Source organism: Bartonella sp. MR90HLJMH (assembly GCF_042194115.1).
Taxonomy (GTDB): domain Bacteria; phylum Pseudomonadota; class Alphaproteobacteria; order Rhizobiales; family Rhizobiaceae; genus Bartonella; species Bartonella grahamii.
Genome location: NZ_JBHIMM010000002.1, coordinates 21337 through 44047 on the forward strand (window position 1 = coordinate 21337; position 22711 = coordinate 44047).

General features: G+C 39.3%; 12 protein-coding genes and 1 pseudogene. 5 read left to right on the forward strand and 8 right to left on the reverse strand.

Annotation, left to right across the window (positions count from 1 at the left end; all coding sequences use genetic code 11):
• The first annotated feature begins 154 nt into the window (after positions 1-154).
• A pseudogene (locus ACFIJ9_RS01325) lies at positions 155-5116 on the forward strand (DEAD/DEAH box helicase).
• A 1332-nt stretch (positions 5117-6448) separates the two neighbouring features.
• On the opposite strand, the gene ACFIJ9_RS01330 reads toward ACFIJ9_RS01325, so the two are convergent.
• The 6 genes from ACFIJ9_RS01330 to ACFIJ9_RS01355 all read right to left on the reverse strand — a co-directional run bounded on the left by ACFIJ9_RS01330 (position 6449) and on the right by ACFIJ9_RS01355 (position 15101).
• On the reverse strand, positions 6449-7138 hold the full coding sequence (locus ACFIJ9_RS01330) for a YdcF family protein (RefSeq protein ID WP_375635488.1): 690 nt from the start codon (positions 7136-7138) through the stop codon (positions 6449-6451).
• Entirely contained in the window at positions 7125-8078 is a 954-nt protein-coding gene (locus tag ACFIJ9_RS01335; RefSeq protein WP_273787645.1) for an ABC transporter permease, read from the reverse strand. Before ACFIJ9_RS01335 ends, ACFIJ9_RS01330 begins: the two co-directional genes overlap by 14 nt.
• Positions 8071-8730, reverse strand: coding sequence for a cell division ATP-binding protein FtsE (ftsE, locus tag ACFIJ9_RS01340; RefSeq protein WP_273723097.1), 660 nt, complete (start codon positions 8728-8730; stop codon positions 8071-8073). Before ftsE ends, ACFIJ9_RS01335 begins: the two co-directional genes overlap by 8 nt.
• 558 nt (positions 8731-9288) lie before the next feature.
• Entirely contained in the window at positions 9289-11232 is a 1944-nt protein-coding gene (gene acs, locus ACFIJ9_RS01345; protein WP_375635489.1) for an acetate--CoA ligase, read from the reverse strand.
• A 1767-nt stretch (positions 11233-12999) separates the two neighbouring features.
• Positions 13000-13293, reverse strand: coding sequence for a hypothetical protein (locus ACFIJ9_RS01350; protein WP_375635490.1), 294 nt, complete (start codon positions 13291-13293; stop codon positions 13000-13002).
• A gap of 1118 nt (positions 13294-14411) precedes the next feature.
• Positions 14412-15101: a YggS family pyridoxal phosphate-dependent enzyme gene (locus tag ACFIJ9_RS01355; protein WP_375635491.1), complete on the reverse strand. Its 690-nt coding sequence runs from the start codon at positions 15099-15101 to the stop codon at positions 14412-14414.
• A gap of 165 nt (positions 15102-15266) precedes the next feature.
• Here ACFIJ9_RS01355 and leuS point away from each other — a divergent pair, with 165 nt between their 5' ends.
• Positions 15267-17909, forward strand: a complete 2643-nt coding sequence (gene leuS, locus ACFIJ9_RS01360; protein WP_375635656.1) for a leucine--tRNA ligase — start codon at positions 15267-15269, stop codon at positions 17907-17909.
• Positions 17896-18492 (forward strand): LPS assembly lipoprotein LptE, encoded by a 597-nt coding sequence (lptE, locus tag ACFIJ9_RS01365; protein WP_375635492.1) that lies wholly within the window; start codon positions 17896-17898, stop codon positions 18490-18492. The genes leuS and lptE overlap by 14 nt, the downstream gene beginning before the upstream one ends.
• Here the strand turns inward: lptE and fsa are convergent.
• Together fsa and ACFIJ9_RS01375 are read right to left on the reverse strand one after the other, a co-directional pair.
• Positions 18489-19142 carry a fructose-6-phosphate aldolase gene (gene fsa / locus ACFIJ9_RS01370; RefSeq protein WP_375620026.1) on the reverse strand — a complete coding sequence of 218 codons (654 nt, stop codon included), beginning with the start codon at positions 19140-19142 and terminating at the stop codon, positions 18489-18491. The genes lptE and fsa overlap by 4 nt on opposite strands.
• Before the next feature lie 461 nt (positions 19143-19603).
• A complete protein-coding gene (locus ACFIJ9_RS01375; protein ID WP_375635493.1) occupies positions 19604-19789 on the reverse strand; it encodes a hypothetical protein in 186 nt (61 codons plus the stop codon).
• A gap of 170 nt (positions 19790-19959) precedes the next feature.
• Here ACFIJ9_RS01375 and ACFIJ9_RS01380 point away from each other — a divergent pair, with 170 nt between their 5' ends.
• Together ACFIJ9_RS01380 and ACFIJ9_RS01385 are read left to right on the forward strand one after the other, a co-directional pair.
• Entirely contained in the window at positions 19960-20145 is a 186-nt protein-coding gene (locus ACFIJ9_RS01380) for a hypothetical protein (RefSeq protein ID WP_375635494.1), read from the forward strand.
• Positions 20146-20280: 135 nt separating this feature from the next.
• Positions 20281-22488 carry a primosomal protein N' gene (locus ACFIJ9_RS01385; protein ID WP_375635495.1) on the forward strand — a complete coding sequence of 736 codons (2208 nt, stop codon included), beginning with the start codon at positions 20281-20283 and terminating at the stop codon, positions 22486-22488.
• The last annotated feature ends 223 nt before the right edge of the window (positions 22489-22711 follow it).

Here is a 22711-nt window from a genome sequence, read left to right on the forward strand (position 1 = left end):
AACTTTATTCATTTGTTTTGTTTAGTACATATTCCATTATAAATATTGGTTCATTCAGTAAATCGAGTTATCTAAAGTCTTTTGGGGGAAATAATAGGCATTGACCAATTTGGCTAGACTCGATAATTGAAAGTATTTTTCATTGGGGGGAAGCATGACGCTGCAATCGCTTTTACAGACATATCGTGACGAAGCGCGTACCGAACGGGACAAAGGTACATATTTTGAGCGTTTTGCTCTTGCTTATCTGACACATGATCCTCTTCAGTTTGGGTGTTATGAAAAGGTTCAAACCTTTAAGGATTGGGCTCGTGAAAATGATTGGGATGGTCATGATACTGGCATCGATCTTGTGGCAAAGATTCGTAATGAAGAGGGTTTTGCAGCAATCCAATGTAAATTTTATGATGCATCATATCGGATTAGAAAAGCAGATATTGATAGTTTTATTTCGGCATCAGGGAAAGCTCCATTCAAGCGGCGTGTTATTATAGATAGCACTGAAAGTGCTTGGAGTGATAACGCTGAAACAATGATACGGGGGCAGGATATTCCTGTTATACGGATTAATCTTTCCGATATACAACAAAGTCCGATCCGTTGGGAAACTTTTGCAGCCCAGGGCAAAGTTGTGTTGGAGGATAAAAGGAAAATCCGTCCACATCAGCAGGATGCATTGCGTGATGTGCGTGCTGGGCTTGCTCAAGCAGATCGGGGTAAGCTTATTATGGCTTGTGGTACTGGTAAGACATTTACCAGTCTTAAAATTGCTGAGGATTTAGCGGGTGAAGGCAAGTTTGTTCTGTTTCTTGTTCCTTCCTTGGCACTGATGTCACAGACGGTCCGTGAATGGACAACGGATGCAGAAATCGGATTGAGATCCTTTGCTGTCTGTTCAGATACACAAGTGGGAAAGCGTCGTAAAAATAGTGATGATGTTGCTGAAATTGATGTGTTTGATCTTGCTTTTCCGGCGACAACCGATGCTGCTAAACTTGCAGAACAGGCGGGTAAGAGTGTTGCAGATAGGATGACCGTTGTGTTTGCAACCTATCAATCCATTCAGGTGGTTGCGGATGCTCAGAAAAAGTATGGTTTGCCAACATTTGATCTTATCATTTGTGATGAAGCGCACCGTACAACAGGGGCAACGCTGGTTGGAGAGGATGAATCCAATTTTGTTAAGGTGCAATTCTAATGATGTTATTCGTGCCAAGAAGCGCCTTTATATGACAGCGACACCACGCATTTTTGGTGATAACGCAAAAAGTCGCGCGAATGAAGCCAATGTTGTTCTTGCTTCGATGGATGATGAAAAGCTTTTTGGTAAAACACTTTTTTATCGGGGGTTTTCTTGGGCAGTACAAAATGATCTTTTAACGGATTATAAGGTTATTGTCTTAGCAATGGATGAAAAATTGGTCAGTTCCGCTGTTCAGAAGCGTCTTAGTGATGACCAGTCTTCACTTGTTCTTGATGATGCAACGAAGATTATTGGTTGTTATAAGGCGCTGACAAAACAAGATCTGAAGGCTGATGTTGGTGCGGATCCACACCCCATGCGTCGTGCTTTGGCGTTTTGCAAGACTATTGAAAGTTCTAAACTGGTGTGTGATGAATTTTCTGCGGTTGTTAGAGAATATCTTGATTATACGAAAGAGGATACGGAAAATGAGCACTTTCTGAAGTGTGAAATTGAGCATGTTGATGGCACTTTCAACGCGAAGGATCGTGGTGCATTACTTGATTGGCTGAAAGCTGATAGTGGTGAGGATGTTTGTCGTATTTTGACCAATGCACGGTGTTTGTCTGAGGGGGTGGATGTTCCGGCTCTGGATGCGATCATGTTTTTAAATCCACGTAAGAGCCAGATTGATGTTGTGCAATCCGTTGGGCGGGTGATGCGTCGGTCTGAGGGCAAAAAGATGGGGTATGTCATTTTGCCAATTGGCATTCCCTCTGGGATTCCAGTGGAACAGGCTTTGAACAACAATGATAAATATCGGGTTGTTTGGCAAATTTTAAATGCTTTGCGTGCGCATGATGATCGTTTTGATGCGACGATTAATAAGGCATCGCTGAGCCAAGATATCAGCAATGTGATTGAGATTATTGGTGTCACGCAGAGCACTGAGTTACAGGCTGTTACAGCTGTTGTAGACAATCTTCCACTACGCGTACAACCGGCACGAGCGGGAATTGGAGCACCGGAATATGATTTAACTCGTACAGATCAGCTAAACAAGGAGTTTTCTTTCCCGGTGGATGAAATTTCTCGTGCGATTTTGGCAAAGATCGTCAAGAAATGTGGGACACGTGATTATTGGGAAGATTGGGCGAGCAACATTGCTGAAATTGCTAAGAATCATATCACGCGCTTAACAGGTATTCTGGCAGAGCCAAATACTGAGGCGCGCCAAGCCTTTGACAAGTTTGTGGCAGAACTGCGTGATGATTTAAATGATGCTGTTACAGAAGCTGATGCGATTGAGATGTTGGCACAGCATATTATCACGCGTCCTGTCTTTCAGGTGTTGTTTGAAGGGTATCAGTTCACACGTGAGAATCCTGTCTCGCGTGCTATGCAACGTATGCTTGATGTGCTTGATGAGGCAAACCTTGATAAGGAATCCAAAGATCTTGAGAAATTTTACGCAAGTGTAAAATTACGCGCCAGTGGAATTACGGATCCAAAAGCAAAACAGAGGTTGATTGTAGAGCTTTACGATAAGTTTTTTCGTTATGCTTTTCCACGTACTGTAGAAAAACTTGGCATTGTTTATACCCCCGTTGAGGTTGTGGATTTTATTTTGCACTCTGTCAATGATGTCTTAGAGCAAGAATTTGGGCAAACGCTTGGCTCATCGGGTGTGCATATCATGGATCCCTTTACAGGAACGGGAACTTTTATCACGCGGCTTTTACAATCGGGTCTGATAAAGCCAGAGGAGATGAAGCATAAATTTTGTCATGAAATTCATGCCAATGAAATTGTGCTTTTAGCCTATTATATTGCAGCCATTAATATTGAAACAACCTATCATGGTTTGATGGGGGGAGATTATGTTCCCTTTGAGGGAATTTGTTTAACCGATACATTCCAGCTTTATGAGCAAGAAAAAGACCTGATCAGTGATTTGCTGGTGGATAACAGCACACGCCGATCACGCCAGAAGGAACTGGATATTCGTGTTATTGTTGGCAACCCTCCTTATTCTTCGGGGCAAAAAAGTGAAAACGACAATGCGAAAAATATTGGCTATCCTAAATTGGATCGTCGCATTCGTGAAACTTATGCTGCTCAATCCAAAGCGAGTAATGTTAATGGACTTTATGACAGTTATATTCGTGCTATTCGCTGGGCAAGTGATCGCATAAAAGACTGTGGTGTTATTGGTTTTGTGACAAATTCAGGTTTTATCAATGGATATTCTACGAGTGGATTACGAAAAGAATTGAATGAAGAATTTTCAAGCATTTATGTTCTCAATTTGCGTGGTGATATTCGCAAAAATATGATGAGCAAAGGACGTGCTCAAGAAGGGCAAAATGTTTTCGGAAGTGGAAGTATGGCAGGAATTGCTGTGACACTATTTATTAAAAATCCAAATGTCATGGAGCATTGCAAAATTCACTATTACGATATTGGTGATAATCTCACGACAAAAGAGAAATTATCTCAACTTCAGCGGTTGAATAGTGTTGGTGGGATCAAGCGTGCACAAGGCTGGCAGATGATTACACCAGATGAGCATGGCGATTGGTTGAATCAGCGCAACAGTGATTTTGAAAAATTTCTGGCCTTAGGTGATATAAGAAGGGCAGTGATAAAAAACTCTTTGAAACGTTTTCTCGTGGGATTATAACTACTCGCGATGCTTGGGCATATAATTCAAGCCGTGGAGCTTTAGCGAAGAATATGCGTAACACGATAACTTTTTATAACAATGAAGTGAAACGTTTTAATAATGTTTATGCGCATTCTGACCGCAAAGTGCGTGCAAATGCTGTGAATGATTTCGTAAATTTAGATGCAAGGAAAATCAGCTGGAGTAGTAGCCTTAAAGAAGAATTGGTAAGAGGAAAGTTTTCTGACTTTGAAAGTAATTGCTTAGTGCAAAGTCTTTATCGTCCTTTTACACGACAGTGGCTTTATTATAGTCGCACCTTTAATGAGAGAGTTTATCAAATGCCGCGTATATTCCCTATGGAAACAGCGGTTGAAAACAGGGTAATACAAGTTACGGGAGTTGGAGCAAGTAGTGGTTTTTCTGTTCTGATGACTAATTATTTATCCAATCTTCATACAATGGATACTGGTCAGTGTTTTCCAAGATATATTTATGAAGATGCTGAGTCCTTAGGAGATAAAGAGAAGGATCAGGTTCATTTGTTTGCAAATTTTGCAGAGGAAAGCAAAGAAACTGGTTTGCAGCGGCGTGATGCTCTCACGGATGAAGGGTTGGTATATTTTAAGGCAGCATATCCTGGTGAAATGATAACAAAGGATGATTTGTTTTATTATGCTTATGGGATTTTGCATTCTGAGGATTATCGTGCACGTTATGCGCATAACTTGTCTAAACAATTGCCACGTATCCCAACAGTTAAAAAAGTAGAGGATTTTTGGGCTTTTGTAAAAGCGGGGCGAAAACTTGGTGATTTGCATATGAATTATGAAGAGGTTGAGCCCTATCCTGTTACTTATAAACAGGGTGATCCAAGAACTTGGATGATTTCTGATGAGAAGAGTTTCTACCGTGTTGAAGCAATGAAATTTGCTGGTAAGCGTGGCGCTATTGACAAGAGCACAGTGGTTTATAATGCGCATATCACGATGCAGAATATTCCTCTTGAAGCTTATGATTATGTGGTCAATGGCAGGTCTGCTCTTGAATGGGTTATGGAGCGCCAGATTGTCAAAACGGATAAAGCGAGCGGTCTTGTGAATGATGCTAATCGCTATGCTGTTGAAACGGTGGGTAATCCGGCCTATCCTCTGGAATTGTTTCAGCGGGTTATTACTGTAAGCTTGGAAACAATGAAAATTGTGCGCAGTCTTCCAAAATTGGAAGTGAGAGAAACTGAAAAGGTTAAGTTATCCATTGTGCGGTAAAACAGCGCTGTGTCCTAACAAACTGGCACTATCATACACTTTGCCAGCTCGTGGGTATTGCGACAGTTTTTGGCACTTGAGACAAGTCCATAAGAGGCATGCCTTTCTTGTATAGTTTTACGCCACGCAAGCTCTCTTCCCTTGTGATGTACAAGCAAATGGTTTTGATTGATTCAACAGAGAATAGATTTAAAATGAGAGAGTTTTACGCTATTCAAAATTCTTATTTAAGATGAAGAATACTTATCTTTATAAATCAATGTGTTGCATGTGATAAAACATCTTAGGTAGTAGACGGATAAAATGATGACGCATGCGCTTTAGCGACCGTGATGAATAGCTTTAAGCAGAGCTTGTTCGTTGAGTCTTATGTGAGTAAACCATATAAATGGGGAAGCAGAGAGGAACCTGCCCAGAGAAGTAGGATTGTTTACAAACCGTTGCTGATGGGAATCATCGTCCTTTGAGATGTTGGGAGGAAATCACAACTCTCATGAAATCTGTCCTTTGAGCAGGGATGATCGGAAGTGAGTAGGGAGAACGCGTTAGACAAGAAGCTGGATTGTTATTGTTTACAGATCGCTAGAGTTTAAAAATTTTCGTTCTTTTTTGGGGAGGCAGCCAAACAAAAAGTGTTTTTAGTGGGAAATGATTTCAAAAAAGATTGCGATAAAGAACGTGGGATGTTCGTGGTGGTGTGCGTTTTGAGCTTATTCCTATCTGTGATCTAAAATGCTCTTATGAAGATGCTTTGTTGAATGAAGAGATTATTACTAATATATTGGTTTATAATGATAGTTTAACCTTCTCTCTGTTGAATGAGAAATCTAAGTATCATAAATTTTCTTATTTTAAATCTATTAAAATTACTTCTTTGTATGCCATACGAGGTTGGTATGCTCGTGTTTAAAAAAGGCGTAAAGCATGTCTCTTACCAATCATCCCAAGTGGCGTAAGAGCTATCGTAATATTGGGGGCGGTAAAATATAGGATGGGGTGGTTTGCATTTTTTATGAAGCGTAAAGAGGGTGGTATAAATAGATCTCTATAACAAGTCGGGAGATCTTATAGTTGTCTGGGCGCTCTATTTACAAGAGCTTATATATTGAGATGGCATGTACAGATCCCGTGCTGTGAGATATGTTTGGGATGTAAGAAATGTCTTTGGGTGAATGTGCAATACAGTGATACGTGTATTGGGGTATTCTGTGTTATATGAGGGTAGCTCTGTCGAGCTTTTATAGAGGCAACCTCGTGTGGAAGGCTATGGAAAGAACGGTATGAAGCGGTTCGTGGGTGGCAAGGTTTTTAAAAAAGTCAGAAGGATAAAGATTAGAATGCGGTTCTGATATAGACTTGGAGCGTTTTAATATATTGGAATATGAGAATGCGGATTTGATTGATCTGTTGTATTGCGCTTTCAGCATTGCTCTTTTTAACAGGATAAGCAATGAAATGGATATCAGGCATTAAATACTTAAGTTCTCGCATTGAGCGCCACATATGGTAATCATGGGTGACGATATAAAGGGTTTTATAGTGGTGTTTTTTGATCCAAGCAGCACTTTCTTTGGCGTTCCCTTGGGTGTTAATCGCTTGATGCCCAATGTCAATACAACAGGAGACAAGCCGTGGGGTAATATGCCTGTTATGCATGAAACCTTTCAGATTGGTTGTGGCGTTTACGCCACTGATAAGGAGTCGTGAACCAAGCCCCTTTTGTAAGAGATGAAGTCCTGTCTCTATTCGGTTTTCTCCGCCTGTCAGTACAATGATAGCATCAGCTTTGGGGAGAGGCTTTGGGGGAGAAAGTCGTTCAGTTTTTTCAGAAAAAACAATAAAACCGCCCCAGAAAATGAAAACAATGATTGCAAGAGTAAGTGTTGTCGGTGGAAAATAGCGAAATAAAAAGCACACAGACCAACGATAGTGGGGTCGTTTTGGAAGAGGACGTTCTAAATTGTTTTGCCTTAACGAGTTGGAATGGTAGGAGTGGTAAGTCATAAAATTAAAATAAACCATTTTCACATTGATCGATTTTTTTCAGTTGCGCTAAAATAGTCATGCGGTTTGTAAGAGTGGTAAGAAAAGAAACGAAAATAATAAGAAAAATGATTTTTCCGTAAGGAACGGAACTTATGGAAATATGTCCAAACAAAGCTGTTACTTGGCTAGCTTCCACTCTTCCCAAGTTATAATTCGTCCAGAGACAAAAGGCTAAAAACAGAAATATGCTTGTGAGACCACCATATAAAGCACCACGCAGTGCAGTTTTAAAAAAATGCCAGTCAAATTGGCGGGCAATGAAAATAGTTTCAGTACCAAGGAAATATAAGACATTGATAATATGCGCATTTTCTGCCAATGCATTGCGGGTGGTAAAAATGATGGTAAGAATAAGAGAGCCTAGAACCAATGCTAAAATTGAAAAACCAATGAAAACAGTGGTGTGTGCCATGGTTGCAAAACGATGGACCCAAACACGGTGATCATCAAATTGACCTCCTGGAATTTGGGTTTTAATGGCGTGATTAATGGCTGCAAAATTGATTTTTTCATCCTCTTTCAGGGTCACAATGATAAGGCGGGGAAGGGGTAGTTCATTGACATTAAAGCCTGTTCCAAGCCATGGTTCCAGTAATTTTTCGGTAGCTTTTTGGTCAACAATTTTTGCATCTTGTACACCAGAAAATGTTTTAACTAATTGGACGGCATCACGGAGTGCTTTGTTGATATCAACATTGTCTATGGGGCGTATTTGTATTGTTGCTTCATAGCTAATTTGATTACTCCAATTTTGGGCGGCACGTTGGACTAAATCAACACCGATTAAGGTGAGGCTTGAAAGAAACGTCATAATAGCAATCACGGCAACCAATGCTTTTCCAGAAATATTGCCACTGGGAATAATCGCTGTTGTATTTTTTTTATTGCTTGTAAAAATGGGGAAAGACTTATTCATGAATCGTCATCCGTCCGTTATGGAGAAGCATACGTCGTGCTGCAACTTGTTCCATTAAGGCAATATCATGGGTAGCAATGATAACAGCTGTTCCAAAACGATTTAATTCAATAAACAAACGCAGTAGGCGTTTTGCCAAGGGCGGATCGACATTTCCGGTAGGTTCATCAGCAAGTAGAATTTCAGGTTGATCAATGAGCGCGCGTGCAATGGCTACCCTTTGTTTTTCTCCGCCAGAAAGAACTGGTGGTAAAACATGAATATGATCTCCAAGACCTACCCAACAGAGAAGATCTTCCACTTCACTGCGATAGGTTGCCTCTTCTTGTCCTTTAATGCGTAAAGGTAAGGAGACATTTTCATAAGTGGTCATGTGGTCGAGTAAACGAAAATCTTGAAAAACAACACCGATACGTTGTCGCAGCGCAGGGAGCTCTTGGCGTTTGAGTAACGCTGTGTCTGTTCCAAATAAATCAATATGACCGCGGGTGGGTTTGAGTGCCAAAAACATAAGACGCATCAACGACGTCTTCCCTGCTCCAGAGGCGCCAGTGAGAAATTGAAATGATCCAGGAGGAATATGAAAGCTAATATCACGAAGGACCTCAGGTCCCATTCCATAGCGTAGACCGACATTTTCAAAATGAATCACTTTTTATTATTACTCCTGATTTTATATTGCATCATTTATTCTAAGAACTCTTACTTTCATTACTTTAGATTTTTGTTGTAAGCTTGGTTATTTTAGATTTCATGGTTTTCAATATTTTTTATACACCCTCGTTATAGATAAATATTTTTGCTCAAGAATATTATCACTTATACTTTCTCTTTTTAGCTTTATTTATGATTTTAGCAGGAATTTCAAAGTGATTCTAGCATAAACATCAGAACTATTTTTCCTTCTTTCTCAGAGGCTTTTTTGCATTGAGTGGGTACTGGGTGATTTTAAAAAGCTATGTTGCTCTTTTTATCTCACTTTCTTATTCCTATTCGCATTTATATTCCAATCTTAGCATCTTCCAACCGTGAAGTTTTTTCTTCTATTGTTTCTTATTTGTTATGAAGAAAGGCGTTTGTTGTTAGAGTTGTTGAGCTTCCCATGAATTGTTTTGTTTTTTTATTCTCATGGGTGGTTTTCGTAACAATGCTAGGATAATTTTAGCAGAAAAACAAAAACCACCGTATGTTGTGTTTCTTCGTGGTTTCTTTAATTTTGTCGGTTGGCAATAAGATCTTCAACAACTTGTGGTTCGGCAAGAGTTGAGATATCTCCGAGAGTATCAAAATCGTTTTCGGCGATTTTTCGTAAAATACGTCTCATAATTTTTCCTGATCGCGTTTTGGGAAGCTGTGGGGAAAATTGAATTTTATCCAATATGGCAATGGATCCTATTTCCTTTCTCACATGTTTAATAAGCTCTTCTTGTAACTCTTCATTTGGAGCCGTCCCTTCCATTAAGGTGATAAAACTATAAATTCCTTGTCCTTTAATGGGATGCGGGTAACCCACAATGGCTGCTTCTGATACAGCGGGATGAGAAACGAGGGCTGATTCAATTTCAGCAGTTCCTAACCTGTGCCCCGAGACATTGAGAATGTCATCAACCCGCCCTGTAATCCAGTAATAGCCGTCACTATCACGCCTACAACCATCGCCTGTAAAATATCTTCCTTTATAGGAGGAAAAATAAGTTTGAATAAAGCGCTCATGATCTTTATAAAGCGTGCGCATTTGTCCTGGCCATGAATCACTGATACAAAGATTGCCTTCTGCTTCACCTTCTAAAATATTGCCTTGAGCATCAACAATTTGGGGTTGAACACCAAAAAAAGGACGTGTGGCTGATCCTGCTTTGAGGGGGGTTGCACCAGGCAAGGGCGTGATCATATGCCCTCCTGTTTCTGTTTGCCACCATGTATCGAGAATCGGACAACGGTCATTTCCAACTGTATGATAAAACCATTCCCATGCTTCTGGGTTAATCGGTTCTCCTACCGTGCCTAAAAGACGCAACGATGTCCTGTTTGAGTGTTCAACAAACGAATTTCCTGCTCCCATTAAGGTGCGGATAGCTGTTGGTGCGGTATAGAGTGTATTGACTTGATGCTTGTCGACAATTTCCCAAAATCTTCCTTTATCAGGAAAGGTTGGTGTGCCTTCAAACATTAAAGTGGTCGCACCATTGCATAAAGGTCCATAAACCAAGTAAGAATGACCGGTAATCCAACCAATATCAGCTGTACACCAGTAAATTTCATCAGGGTGATAATCAAAAACGTATTGATGTGTCATTGCGGCATAAACGAGATAGCCCGCTGTAGTATGCAAAACACCTTTGGGTTTGCCGGTGGAGCCTGAAGTATAAAGAATAAAAAGCGGATCTTCAGCGTTCATTGGTTCTGGTGGGCAGTCTGTTTTGGCATGAGCTATCTCTTCGTGGTACCAAAAATCACGTCCCTCTATCCATTGAATGGGTCCACAAGTCCGCCGTATAACCATGACTTGGTCCACATGCACGTTTTGGCGCGCTGCTATCTCAATAGCATGATCAACATTGTCTTTTAAGTTGATTCGTTTGCTGCCACGCAAGCCTTGATCAGCTGTAATAATGAAGGTTGATTCGCAGTCAACAAGGCGTCCTACTATTGCCTCAGCAGAAAAGCCAGCAAAGATAACCGAATGAACAGCACCAATGCGGGCGCAGGCGAGCATAGCATAGGCTGCTTCGGGAATCATGGGAAGATAAATGGTTACTTTATCGCCTTTCTTAATGCCACGACTTTTCAAAAGATTGGCAAAACGACAAACATGTTCATAAAGCTCGTTATAGGTTATTTTTTTATCATGATAAGGATTATCTCCTTCCCAAATAAGCGCGATTTTTTCTCCATGGGTTTTCAGGTGGCGATCAATGCAGTTATAGGCAACATTTGTTATTCCATCTTCGTACCATTTTATTGATACATCTCCATTAAAGGAAGTGTTTTTTACTTTTGTATAAGGTTTAAACCATTCAATGCATTTTCCATGTTTTGCCCAGAAGCTTTCTGGATCATTGACGCTTTCTTGATACCATTGTTGATAGGTCTCCTCATTGATAAGCGCATTTTTTTTGATTTCTTCTGATATTGGATAAATTTTTTCAGTCATGTGTCCCTCTTTTAATTTATTGTTTGGAAAAATTTGCCTCTATACTTTCGTATGTTTATATTTTTGGCAGAGTTTTCCAAAAGCTTTTCATTGCGAGGTTAGACTAAATGACAAAGATTAGAATAGTCAATTTTTAAAATCATCTGTGTTTGTCTTTACGTTTATATTTTAAGAGAGCTTTTTTATGCTGTTTTAGGGGGTAACGTGTGACAAAGTATATCGTCATAAAGAGCTGTAAATTGTATAGAAATACAAAAAGATCGTATTGTTGTAGAGAGAGCTCTTTATGTGCCGATAAGAAATTAAATTTTAAAAACAAATTCATATAAAAGTTAAAAGGAGATGGGGATTCGTAGATTATCGGCATTATTTATAAAGTCATTTTCGAAGGGCGAATATTGCCACACTACAGATTTATTACTTCCATAAATGTAAAATACTGACACTTAGTGTTTTGCGTTATGCCATTCACTGATTGTACTAGGAAATGGTATTGGGAGCAAGGACAAATGTTCCTTCAAGATCCACCTAAGGCTAGGAACGCATTGAAAATCTAAAATTAATTCTTGCTTGTTTTTTAGGGAAAGGAAAAAATCAAGTTAACTATCCGATTGTGCACGCCCTTAAAAATATCATCCTTTAAAGCAGTGTTATAAACATGCTGGGTAATTTATCGATTTGACTGTTTTTTAATTAATATAAACACAAATATATAAATAAGTTATTAGAAATAAAGAACATAATAACTGACTATAATGCCGTTATGATATTTTCTAAATGTAACAAAATTTTTTCTAAAAAAATAAATATAGTAATAGATATAATTAATACGGCGAATAATTTCGCAATCATCTATTGTATTTGTATAAAATACAATATAAAAAATTATTATGTATAAATAATAATTTTAGTGTAATGCTTTTAATATTATATCTTTTAAATTATCAACGTTATATTTACAAAATACACCAAACAGAAATGAAACCAAAAAAATAAATAAGAAGAAGAGTATCACTAATAGTCATAAGATCCATAAGATCCATTATAAGTACCTTCATAAAAGTTGCGATTGTAACATACAGCGTTGAATGCTATCTTAAATATACATATTTGTAAATATGTATCTATATAATATTAATATTTAAAAATATACATTATAAAATATTACTTATAATTTGATATAAACCAATATAGTTAAATAAAAGACTAATAAGAAAGAATATACAGCTTATTAATAATGATTTTTTAGAGAATCTTTCCAACTATAAGAAATAAAATTATAATAAAAAAGATATATTAAACCAAAAAAATGTTGCTATAAGCGATTCAATAATTTTATGAGTAAAATCTGTCATTATAAATCATAATTTCTCATTAATAGCACCATCGCTACTTTATTCAGTGTACTTGGAACTCATCCGATAAAGATTAATATAAACCAAAATATCTACATAAACTATCAGAAATAATGAACAGAATTACTGTATATAATGTTGTTTTTATAGATACTTTCCAACTGTAACCACCAATTTTTTTAAAACCAATAGCATATATAGGGATGAATACAATGAGAATGCAAAACAGTCTTATGATTTCATAAAGAATATTCATTATAACAAAATCCTGATTATAAGATGTGATTCACAATAGATATCTCCGAAAACTATTTTATCCACAGATGTAGATATTTAATTTTGGTATATTCTTTCGAATATATTTACAGAATTATTTATCTTCAGAGATATCTTTGTAGCTATTCTCTATAAATTAGAACCAACACTCACGACCTTTTTCTATAAAGCCCCAAGCAGCACCTCCTATGTATCCCAATGACAAAGCTCCCATTCCACCTGTAAATGCACCCACTGGTCCCCCAGTTATACCACCTTGAATTGCACCAACTACTCCTGCCGGAACTCCTACTTCGCTGCCACGTGCATTCATGTGAGACATAAAAGCACCAGGACTAAATGCATTTCCATGAGTAGGTCTTGAATTGTGCGAATGACCAAAAGAATGCTTTGTCGCCATATGACCGAATGTGTTGAATGAACCAAACATATTAATTATTCTTAATTATCTACAGTAAAAGTAGCATCACAATGATACATTTCAAATGGCTATCACGTATTTTTAGAGAAATGTCAAAGATAAACTTTAAAAATAACAATAAAAATACTGTATAAATAATATATAAATTATGTATATATGAATTTTTTTCTTAAAAAGATAATAATATTAATTATAAGTTTTTAAAATATAAGAAATGACACCATATTTTTTCTTAATTAAAGTTTAAATTTAGAAAAATTGCGTATATTAAAAGTTGAAGTTTTTCTCTTTGTTTAAGAAATCCACAAAGGAATAATGATAAAGAAATATCGTTATTGGGATCGGTTTCATTGCCATTGTTTTGCATGCATGTATTATGCGCATATGCACGGGATTCGTTCTTTTATTTTTCAGGCGGATATTGACTGTATTTACGCTTTGTAGAGCATAGAAAGTCTCTATGCTATCGTTGTGATCTTATAGGATTGCTATTCATGTTGTTTAGCGCGGCTCTTGGTGCGCTATTGAGCATTTGAGATGTTTATTTTGCTCAAGTGACTTACATGAAAGAGTTTTGTTACTGTATTATGCAGCCATAAGCCTCTTTTTGCCTGCTTTACGCCATTGGCATGTGGGGAAATTGTTTACGCGTGTTGGAGAAGTTAAGAGAATTCGTGGTTTTTAATGGAAATCATTGCGATAATCGTATTGAATATTCTTTTGCAATTGGTGATTTTGCGACAGTTTTTTCATTCATGCGCAACGCCCCTCTTATCATTTTGCCTTTATATAAGGATTTATTTTTTACGTTGCTTTTGCTGGAGAGGCGGTCAGAGGGGAGGTGAAGTAGAGCCAATGTGCGAGAATATGAGAGCCAAATTGCAATGCTATCTTGAAGCTATTGTATGTGTTGTGGATGTGCCGGTGAGAAATTTGAGAAGACCAGCTTTTTTGCTTATTTTGCTAACAGGATGAAAGAGGGACTGGAATCTTTTTTGCTAGAATTGCTTTTTTATTAATATTGAAGGAAATATTTTTTCTCATTTCTGCTGTTTTTGGCTTGTTCGTAGAATTTTCAATGGGAGTTTATATGAAGGGGGAATGAGTTTATATGAGGGGAAATTGCTTTACACAGGGCGTTTTCCAAATAAAGCAGAGCCAATGCGAAGGACGTTAGAGCCAAACTGTAGAGCGGTTTTGAAGTCACTGGACATACCCATGGAAAGCTTTGGAAGACTTGCTTGTTTTGCTAATTTTGCTAAGAGCGCGAAATAGGGTCCGGGGTTTTCATCGACAGGGGGGATGCCCACAAGGCCGATGATATCAAGTCCATAGTTGTTTTTGCATTGGTTGACAAAAGGGATTACTTCTTGCGGTGCAACACCACTTTTTTGCGGTTCTAAGCCAATGTTAACCTGAACATAGCAAGGAAGATGCCTTTTTTGTTTTTGCATTTCTTCGGATAAAATTTTGGCTATTTTTTCACGATCAACCGTTTGAATGACATCAAAAATTTTGATAGCTTCGGCGGCTTTATTTGATTGTAAGGGACCGATGAGATGAAGTTTAATATTTTCAAATTGTTGACGTAAAGCAGGCCATTTTTGTGCTGCTTCTTGTACGCGGTTTTCTGCAAACAAAGATTGGCCTGCTTGTAAAAGGGGACGTATATCAGTGGCAGGAACAGTTTTTGAAACAGCGATAAGTTCAATTTCTTCTACAGGGCGTTGTAACTCTTGGCATGTTTCAGCAATGTCTTTTTGAAGGTTTTGCCATGCTTCAATGGAAGGGGCATCGAGGGGCGTTTGTGTATTCATATTTTTGTGTTTTACCTTTTTTGTTCAAGAGTTGGTCGTTTTTTTAAAAGTTTTATAAAATACTTAGGGAAATATTTCACGAAAATGTTGACGATGAGGTTAATCCATGGTCAAGCATAATAAAACAAGTTTTTGGTTCTGTTTTATTAAAAGAGTATAATGGGAATGACGATTGAACATTATAATATAGGCGAACGCTATAATCCACGTGCGAGAGAAAAAAAATGGCAAGAAATTTGGGATGAAAAGAAAATTTTTCAGACTGTTCAAGAAGATGCTCGTGAAAAATATTATGTTTTAGAAATGTTTCCTTATCCGTCAGGCCGCATTCACATGGGGCATGTGCGCAATTATGCCATGGGGGATGTGGTGGCACGCTATAAAAGGGCAAAGGGTTTTAATGTGCTTCATCCTATGGGCTGGGATGCTTTTGGTATGCCGGCTGAAAATGCTGCTCTGCAAAGTAAAGTGCATCCTAAAACTTGGACCTATCAGAATATTGCTGTGATGCGCGGGCAATTAAAGCAATTAGGGCTCTCACTAGATTGGACGCGTGAATTTGCGACTTGTGATGTGGAATATTACCATCGTCAACAAATGTTGTTCCTTGATTTCTATCAAAAGGGGTTGGTTGCGCGTAAAGTGGCTAAGGTGAATTGGGATCCTGTTGACCACACCGTTTTGGCAAATGAGCAGGTTGTTGATGGGCGGGGATGGCGTTCTGGTGCGTTGGTGGAACAGCGTGAATTGACACAGTGGTTTTTCAAAATTAGCGACTTTAGTGAAGAGCTCTTGGCTGGGCTTGAAGAGCTGGAGCAGTGGCCTGAAAAAGTTCGCACTATGCAAAAAAATTGGATTGGAAAATCGCAAGGTTTACTGATTCGTTGGGCTTTAAAGGCAACAAGTGGTGTTGATGATGTTTGTGAGATGTTTAATGAGGTTGTTTGTTATTCAACACGTCCTGATACACTTTTTGGCGCCTCTTTTTTAGCTCTGTCTGTTGACCATCCCATTGCACAAGCTTTGGCAAAGAAAGATAAAGCGTTGAGTGCTTTTATCGAAAACTGTCGGTGTGGTGGAACGACAACGGCAGCACTTGAAACAGCTGAAAAACAAGGATTTCTTACGCCCCTTTTGGCAGTTCATCCTTTTGATTCAACAGTACATATTCCTGTTTATATCGCGAATTTTGTGCTTATGGATTATGGAACAGGGGTTGTTTTTGGTTGTCCGGCTCATGATCAGAGAGATTTCGATTTTGCGCGTAAATATGATCTTCCAATAAAACCAGTGGTTTTGCCAAAAGGAGAGCAAGCAGAAGATCTTGTCATTGCTGAAACAGCTTATACGGGTGATGGTGTGATGATCAATTCCAGCTTTTTGGATGGTTTGACACCTAAACAAGCTTTTGAAGAAGCAGCCAAAAGGCTTGAGAAACAAATGCTCAATGGGCAACCGCAAGGGAAAAAAACAGTGCAATTTCGTCTGCGTGATTGGGGGATTTCGCGGCAGCGTTATTGGGGGTGCCCCATTCCGATGATCCATTGTACATCTTGTGGAGTGATTCCTGTGCCGCGCACCGATTTACCGGTTGTGTTACCTGATGATGTTACTTTTGATCAACCTGGAAATCCTCTTGCACGGCATGGAACCTGGCAGAATGTTACTTGTCCTTCCTGTGGTCAACCTGCCAAACGTGAAACCGATACCATGGATACATTTGTTGACTCTTCTTGGTATTATGCACGCTTTACGGCCCCTTTTGCGCAGGAACCTGTCGACAAACAAGCAATCTCTGAATGGTTGCCTGTGCAACAATATATTGGTGGAATTGAGCATGCCATTTTGCATCTTCTTTATGCACGCTTTTTTATGCGTGCCATGAAATTGATCGGTCATGTGACTGTTGATGAGCCTTTTAAGGGGCTTTTTACCCAAGGTATGGTGGTTCATGAAACCTATCGGGATGATCAAGGGTGGGTTTCTCCAGCAGAAATTTCCATTGTTGAAAAGGATGGAAAACGACAGGCTTATAAATTGACTGATCAAAGTGAAGTGATGATTGGTTCGATTGAAAAAATGTCGAAATCCAAAAAGAATGTCGTTGATCCTGATGATATTATCGCATCCTATGGCGCTGATACTGTGCGTTGGTTTGTGTTGTCAGATTCTCCCCCTGATCGGGATGTCATCTGGACAGAATCTGGTGTTGAAGGAGCTCATCGCTTTGTACAGCGTGTTTGGCGTTGTGTAGCTTTGAGTGCTTCTGTTTTAAAGGATGTGGCGCCTTGTGCAGGGCATCAGGGGGCGGCTTTGGAACTCTCAAAGGCTGCACATCGTACGCTTTGCGCTGTAGAAGATGATTTGGAAAAATTTGCTTTTAATCGGGCTATTGCACGCCTTTATGAATTCTTGAATATTATGGCACCGTTGCTCAACAAAATAGCAAGTGTTGACGATGAAATGAAAGCTTCTTTACGTCAAGCCATGGATTTTTTTCTTGCCATGATTGCACCGATGATGCCTCATTTAGCAGAAGAATGTCATGCTGCTTTAGGGGGGAAAACTTTAATGTCTGCGCTTGCTTGGCCTGTTTATGACAGTGCGTTAACCGTTGCGGAATGCTATACTTTGCCAGTACAAATTAATGGTAAAAAACGCGGTGAGGTGAGCGTTGCAGCAACAGCAAATGAAACGATGATTAAAGAAGCGGTTTTGGCTTTAGATTTTGTAAAGGCACAGCTGGTTGAAAAGCCTGTGAAAAAAATCATTATTGTTCCACAAAGGATTGTAAATGTCGTTTTTTAAAAGTTTGATTCTTGTCGTTTTAGCTGGTGTATTCACACTGTTGTGTGGATGCAAAGTTGAACCGCTTTATCGTCAAGAGTTGCAGAGTGCAATGACAATGAATTCTGCTTCCTATAGGAATCCTGTTTCTGGGCAAGCTTCTTTGGGGCTTGCGCAAAAGCTTGCCTCTATTGTTGTGGAAGAGCCTTCGGATCGTTTTGGTCAAATGGTGCGCAATCATCTGCTGTTTCTTTTGTATGGAAATGGTGGTAAACCTTCTCTACCTGCTTATCGATTGGCATTGCAGATATCCGTATCTACAAGAGAATCTATGCAGATAGAGGTTGATTTCGAGAAAAAACGAAAAGGACGACCTTCTGTTGGAACTGTTATGAGCAGAGCTTCTTACACTTTGCAGGATATGAAAAATACTCTTGTTGCAAAAGGAACAGCAATGATGAATGCATCTTTTGACCGACTTCGTCAAGAATATGCAACGATGCAAGCAGAAGAAGATGCAAAAAAACGTGTTGCTGAAGAGTTGGCTGAACAGATTTTTTTGTTACTTTCAAAAGATCTTTCCAATAAAAATTCTAGATATTAAGCAATATTTTGTCCTGTTTTTTTCCAGTCGTTGAGAAATATTTGCAACCCTTTATCAGTGAGAGGGTGTTTGACCAGTGCTTTTAAGATTGCTGGTGGAACTGTTGCAACGTCAGCACCACTGAGTGCTGCTTCTTTGACATGATTAACGGTGCGGATTGAAGCGGCTAGGATTTGTGTTTCAAAGTTATAGTTATCATAAATTGTGCGAATTTCATGAAGCAGTTCACTTCCATCATTTCCGCAATCATCAAGTCTACCAATAAAAGGCGAAACAAATGTCGCGCCTGCTTTGGCTGCAAGTAAGGCTTGATTGGCAGAAAAGCAAAGTGTGAGATTTGTTTTTAGTCCTTCTTTTGTGAGGGCTTTACAGGCTTTTAATCCATCGAGTGTTAAAGGAAGCTTGATACAAATATTGTCGGCAATCTTTGCTAAAACAGCCGCTTCTTTCATGATGTTTTCAAATTCCGTTGCTGCAACTTCAGCAGAAACAGGCCCGCTAATGAGAGCACAAATTTCTTTTGTAACATCAAGAATATTGCGTCCTGATTTTAGGATAAGAGAGGGATTGGTGGTGACACCATCAACAAGGCTTAAATTCTGTAACTCTTGGATTTCTTCGATATTGGCGCTATCCACAAAAAATTTCATATCTAACCTCTTCTTTTTAGCTTTTATCCTATTTTTTGTTATGCGCTATTGTTGACTGCAAAAGCAAGAGAAAGAATTAATCTCTGTGTAAAGAACAAGAATGCTATGATGTTAACCATGTACGCGTTTTCAGTAAAGAAATATTACTTATTGTTTCCATACCTATTTTATATCGTTGCTCGTGATAAGGCATAGAGTTCATTGCGTACCAACATTTTTGCGTATTGGAATCTTTGCGTAGCGGTATTTTTATACTTATGAAAATAAGCTAGCATTATCACACACTTTGCTCATTTCCTATTTGCGATTGCTCTTGATATTTGAGAGTGCATCATAAGATACCTCCCTTTTTCAGGGGGTAGGTTTAACCTCATTTTTAATAGAAGCGAATGGATTTATTTTATCGTAAAACACCATTGAAGAAGGCATGTAAAATTTTACACATGAAGTGTTTTTTATGGTCAATACATTGATTTATTCTGTGTTACCCATTCTTCAACAGTACGCTTTTGTGCTGCTTGTATTGTTGCTTGATTCTCAATCAAGCTGAAAGATGTACGCACGTGTTTCCACGTTTTGGCACAAAGCCAAGGTGAATATTGTAACGGTTCCATTTGCAATATTATTCTCCCTGTAATTAAAATCATGGGAGACTCTCTCATCAATAAGGATTTACAAATGTTCCTCGATGGGTTTGAAATGAGAAAAATTCATCGTATTGAGGGTTTTTATTACAATAGGTAAAATGATGATTATATCTTTATAAATCAGTTTGTTGAAGATAAATTGAGATATAAGGTGGTAAAAAAATAAACGTGTGTGTTGGGAAGAAGTTACACTATGGGATAGCTTTGTTGAAGAGCGCACTTACAATATCATGTTGAATGCTTATAGTGATGAGCTTTATTTGCACAGAAGAATGGCGCTGGTTTTTTTTGCTATAGAGTTTTTTGTTATAGAGGATGAGATTGGTTCTTTTATTGGCACTTTGGTGATGAAATGAGTATTAAAAAGAATTTTTGTGAGAAAAGTGTTGTGATAGGGGGAGAGATTGAATCCCGCAATGAATTTTATAAGAGTGTTTAAAGATAAGGTGTAGACCTGTTGGTGCTCAAGAGGTCGTAGATTGGTTTAAAAGATGCATTCAAATGTGATAGAGGAAGAGATTGTATCCGTATTGGTTCCTCTTCCTGTTGCTCACGCTTATAGTTATAAAGTTCCATCTTCTATGGAAGTGAACGTTGGTTCCTTTGTTCGGGTTCCGGTGATGGGGCGTGAGCTTTGCGGTTTTGTTGTGGATGTCGGAGAGAAGACAGCAGATGGGCAAAGGTCTGGTTTGGTGGCGTGTGAAAAATTACGCTCTCTGCTTCATGTTTTTGATTGTCCCCCATTAAAGGCAGAAATGATCACATTTTTGCGTTTTGTCAGTCGCTATACAATGGCGCCTTTCGGTCTTGTGGCGCGATTGGTTTTGTCTGTACCGGCTGCTTTAGAGCCGGAAGCACAGATGTTGGGTTTGCGATATTGTGGTGGAAATGTAGAACGTCTCACACCAGCGCGATTACGGGTTTTGGAATTGGTGCGTAATGAGAAGATATGGACACGTTCTGGTCTTGCGCATGCGGCTGGAACTTCGGTTTCTGTTGTTGAAGGTTTAAAAGCGTTAGGGGTTTTTGAAGATGTTATAGTTCCTGCTCCTGATCTTGTGGCAATGCCTGATCCTGACTTTTGTCCCCCTCAGTTGCAGGGAGCGCAAAATGAAGCAGCAACAATGTTGCGAGAAGGTGTTTTATCTTCTCAGTTTCAAGTTTTTTTGCTTGATGGTGTTACGGGATCAGGAAAGACAGAGGTTTATTTTGAAGCGGTTGCTCAAGCCTTCAAAGGGGGCAAGCAGGTTTTAATTTTATTGCCGGAAATTGCTTTAACACAGCAGTTTTTAGATCGTTTTTATGCACGCTTTGGAGCTGCGGCAGCGGAATGGCATTCTGATTTGACGCCACGTCGTAGAGAACGTGTCTGGCGGCAAGTTGCAGAAGGGCGGGTGCGTGTCGTTGCGGGGGCTCGTTCAGCGCTTTTTCTTCCCTTTCATGAGCTTGGCTTGATTGTTGTCGATGAAGAACATGATAGCGCTTATAAACAAGAAGAGCGCATTTTTTACCATGCGCGTGATATGGCTGTTGCACGGGGCTCTTTTGAGCATTTTCCTGTTATTTTATCTTCAGCTACACCGTCGATTGAAAGCCAAGCTAATGTTTTAAAAGGGCGTTATCAAAAGGTGCATTTACCTTCCCGTTTTAAAGAAGTAGCACTTCCACAGTTGCGGGTGGTTGATATGCGCCAAGGAGGGGTGCAAAAGGGGCGCTTTATTTCCTTTGCTCTTGAAAGGGCTTTAAAACAAACGCTTGATAAGGGCGAACAAGCTCTTCTTTTTCTTAATCGTCGTGGTTATGCACCTTTAACTTTATGCCGAATTTGCGGACATCGTTTTCATTGTACTGATTGTTCAAGTTGGTTGGTCGAACATCGTGCGCAAGGGCAATTGAAATGTCATCATTGTGGATATCATGAACCACTTCCTCAAGCCTGTCCTGAATGCGGGACATTAGATCATCTCGTGGCTTGTGGACCGGGTGTGGAAAGAATTGCAGAAGAAACACAAATGCTTTTTCCTCAAGCGCGATCATTGATTCTTTCAACAGATCTCAAAGGAGGGATTGGGCAATTGCGAAGCGAATTACAAGCCATTGCAAATGGCGATGTGGACATTATTATTGGAACACAGTTGGTCGCTAAAGGACATCATTTTCCCAAGCTCTCTTTGGTTGGCGTTATTGATGCTGATCTTGGTCTTGCCAATGGCGATTTACGCGCAAGTGAACGTACCTACCAGCTGCTTTCTCAAGTTACCGGAAGAGCAGGGCGTGTGGGATTGGAAAGTTTAGGATTATTGCAAACTTATCAACCAGATCATCCGGTCATCAAAGCCTTACTTTCATGCCAGCCAGAAGATTTTTACACACGTGAGATTGCAGCGCGTCAGCATTATCATTTGCCTCCCTATGGGCGGCTTGCCTCTTTGATTGTATCTGCACAACAGCGCCAAGCAGCAGAACATTATGCGCGCGCATTGCGCCAAGCAGCGCCACGGGAGAAAAATATCTCGGTTATGGGACCAGCAGAAGCGCCTTTAGCTCTGGTTCGGGGGCGTTATCGCTTTCGGCTTTTGCTGCAAGGACAGCGCTCTTTTGATATACAAGGGTTTATACGTGCAATGCTTAGCGGTATACCCAAAATGCCCAGTTCCGTTCGGGTTCAAATTGATATTGATCCGCAAAGTTTTTTCTAAAACCAGTCTCGCATAAAGTGAAGGTCCCTTTAGCTTAAGGTGCTTTACTTTAATACTATCTATTCAGAATAAGCATCCAAGCAGCAGAATATGATACATGTGCATTGCATTAAGCAGAGCCACGGGAAAAAATATCTTTGTTATGGAACCAGCAGAAGCGTCTCTTTTATTTGAGGGCGCTATCATTTTGGCTTTTACTCCTTTTTTGTTTTAGGGACAGTAT

Excerpts from the sequence above, each read along its gene's own strand:
- ACFIJ9_RS01335 (WP_273787645.1), bottom strand. The coding sequence starts at position 8,078 with ATGAATAAGTCTTTCCCCATTTTTACAAGCAATAAAAAAAATACAACA.
- ACFIJ9_RS01385 (WP_375635495.1), top strand. The coding sequence starts at position 20,281 with ATGCATTCAAATGTGATAGAGGAAGAGATTGTATCCGTATTGGTTCCT.
- ACFIJ9_RS01355 (WP_375635491.1), bottom strand. The coding sequence starts at position 15,101 with ATGAATACACAAACGCCCCTCGATGCCCCTTCCATTGAAGCATGGCAA.
- ACFIJ9_RS01330 (WP_375635488.1), bottom strand. The coding sequence starts at position 7,138 with ATGGTTTATTTTAATTTTATGACTTACCACTCCTACCATTCCAACTCG.
- leuS (WP_375635656.1), top strand. The coding sequence starts at position 15,267 with ATGACGATTGAACATTATAATATAGGCGAACGCTATAATCCACGTGCG.
- ACFIJ9_RS01375 (WP_375635493.1), bottom strand. The coding sequence starts at position 19,789 with ATGATTTTAATTACAGGGAGAATAATATTGCAAATGGAACCGTTACAA.
- acs (WP_375635489.1), bottom strand. The coding sequence starts at position 11,232 with ATGACTGAAAAAATTTATCCAATATCAGAAGAAATCAAAAAAAATGCG.
- fsa (WP_375620026.1), bottom strand. The coding sequence starts at position 19,142 with ATGAAATTTTTTGTGGATAGCGCCAATATCGAAGAAATCCAAGAGTTA.
- lptE (WP_375635492.1), top strand. The coding sequence starts at position 17,896 with ATGTCGTTTTTTAAAAGTTTGATTCTTGTCGTTTTAGCTGGTGTATTC.
- ACFIJ9_RS01350 (WP_375635490.1), bottom strand. The coding sequence starts at position 13,293 with ATGTTTGGTTCATTCAACACATTCGGTCATATGGCGACAAAGCATTCT.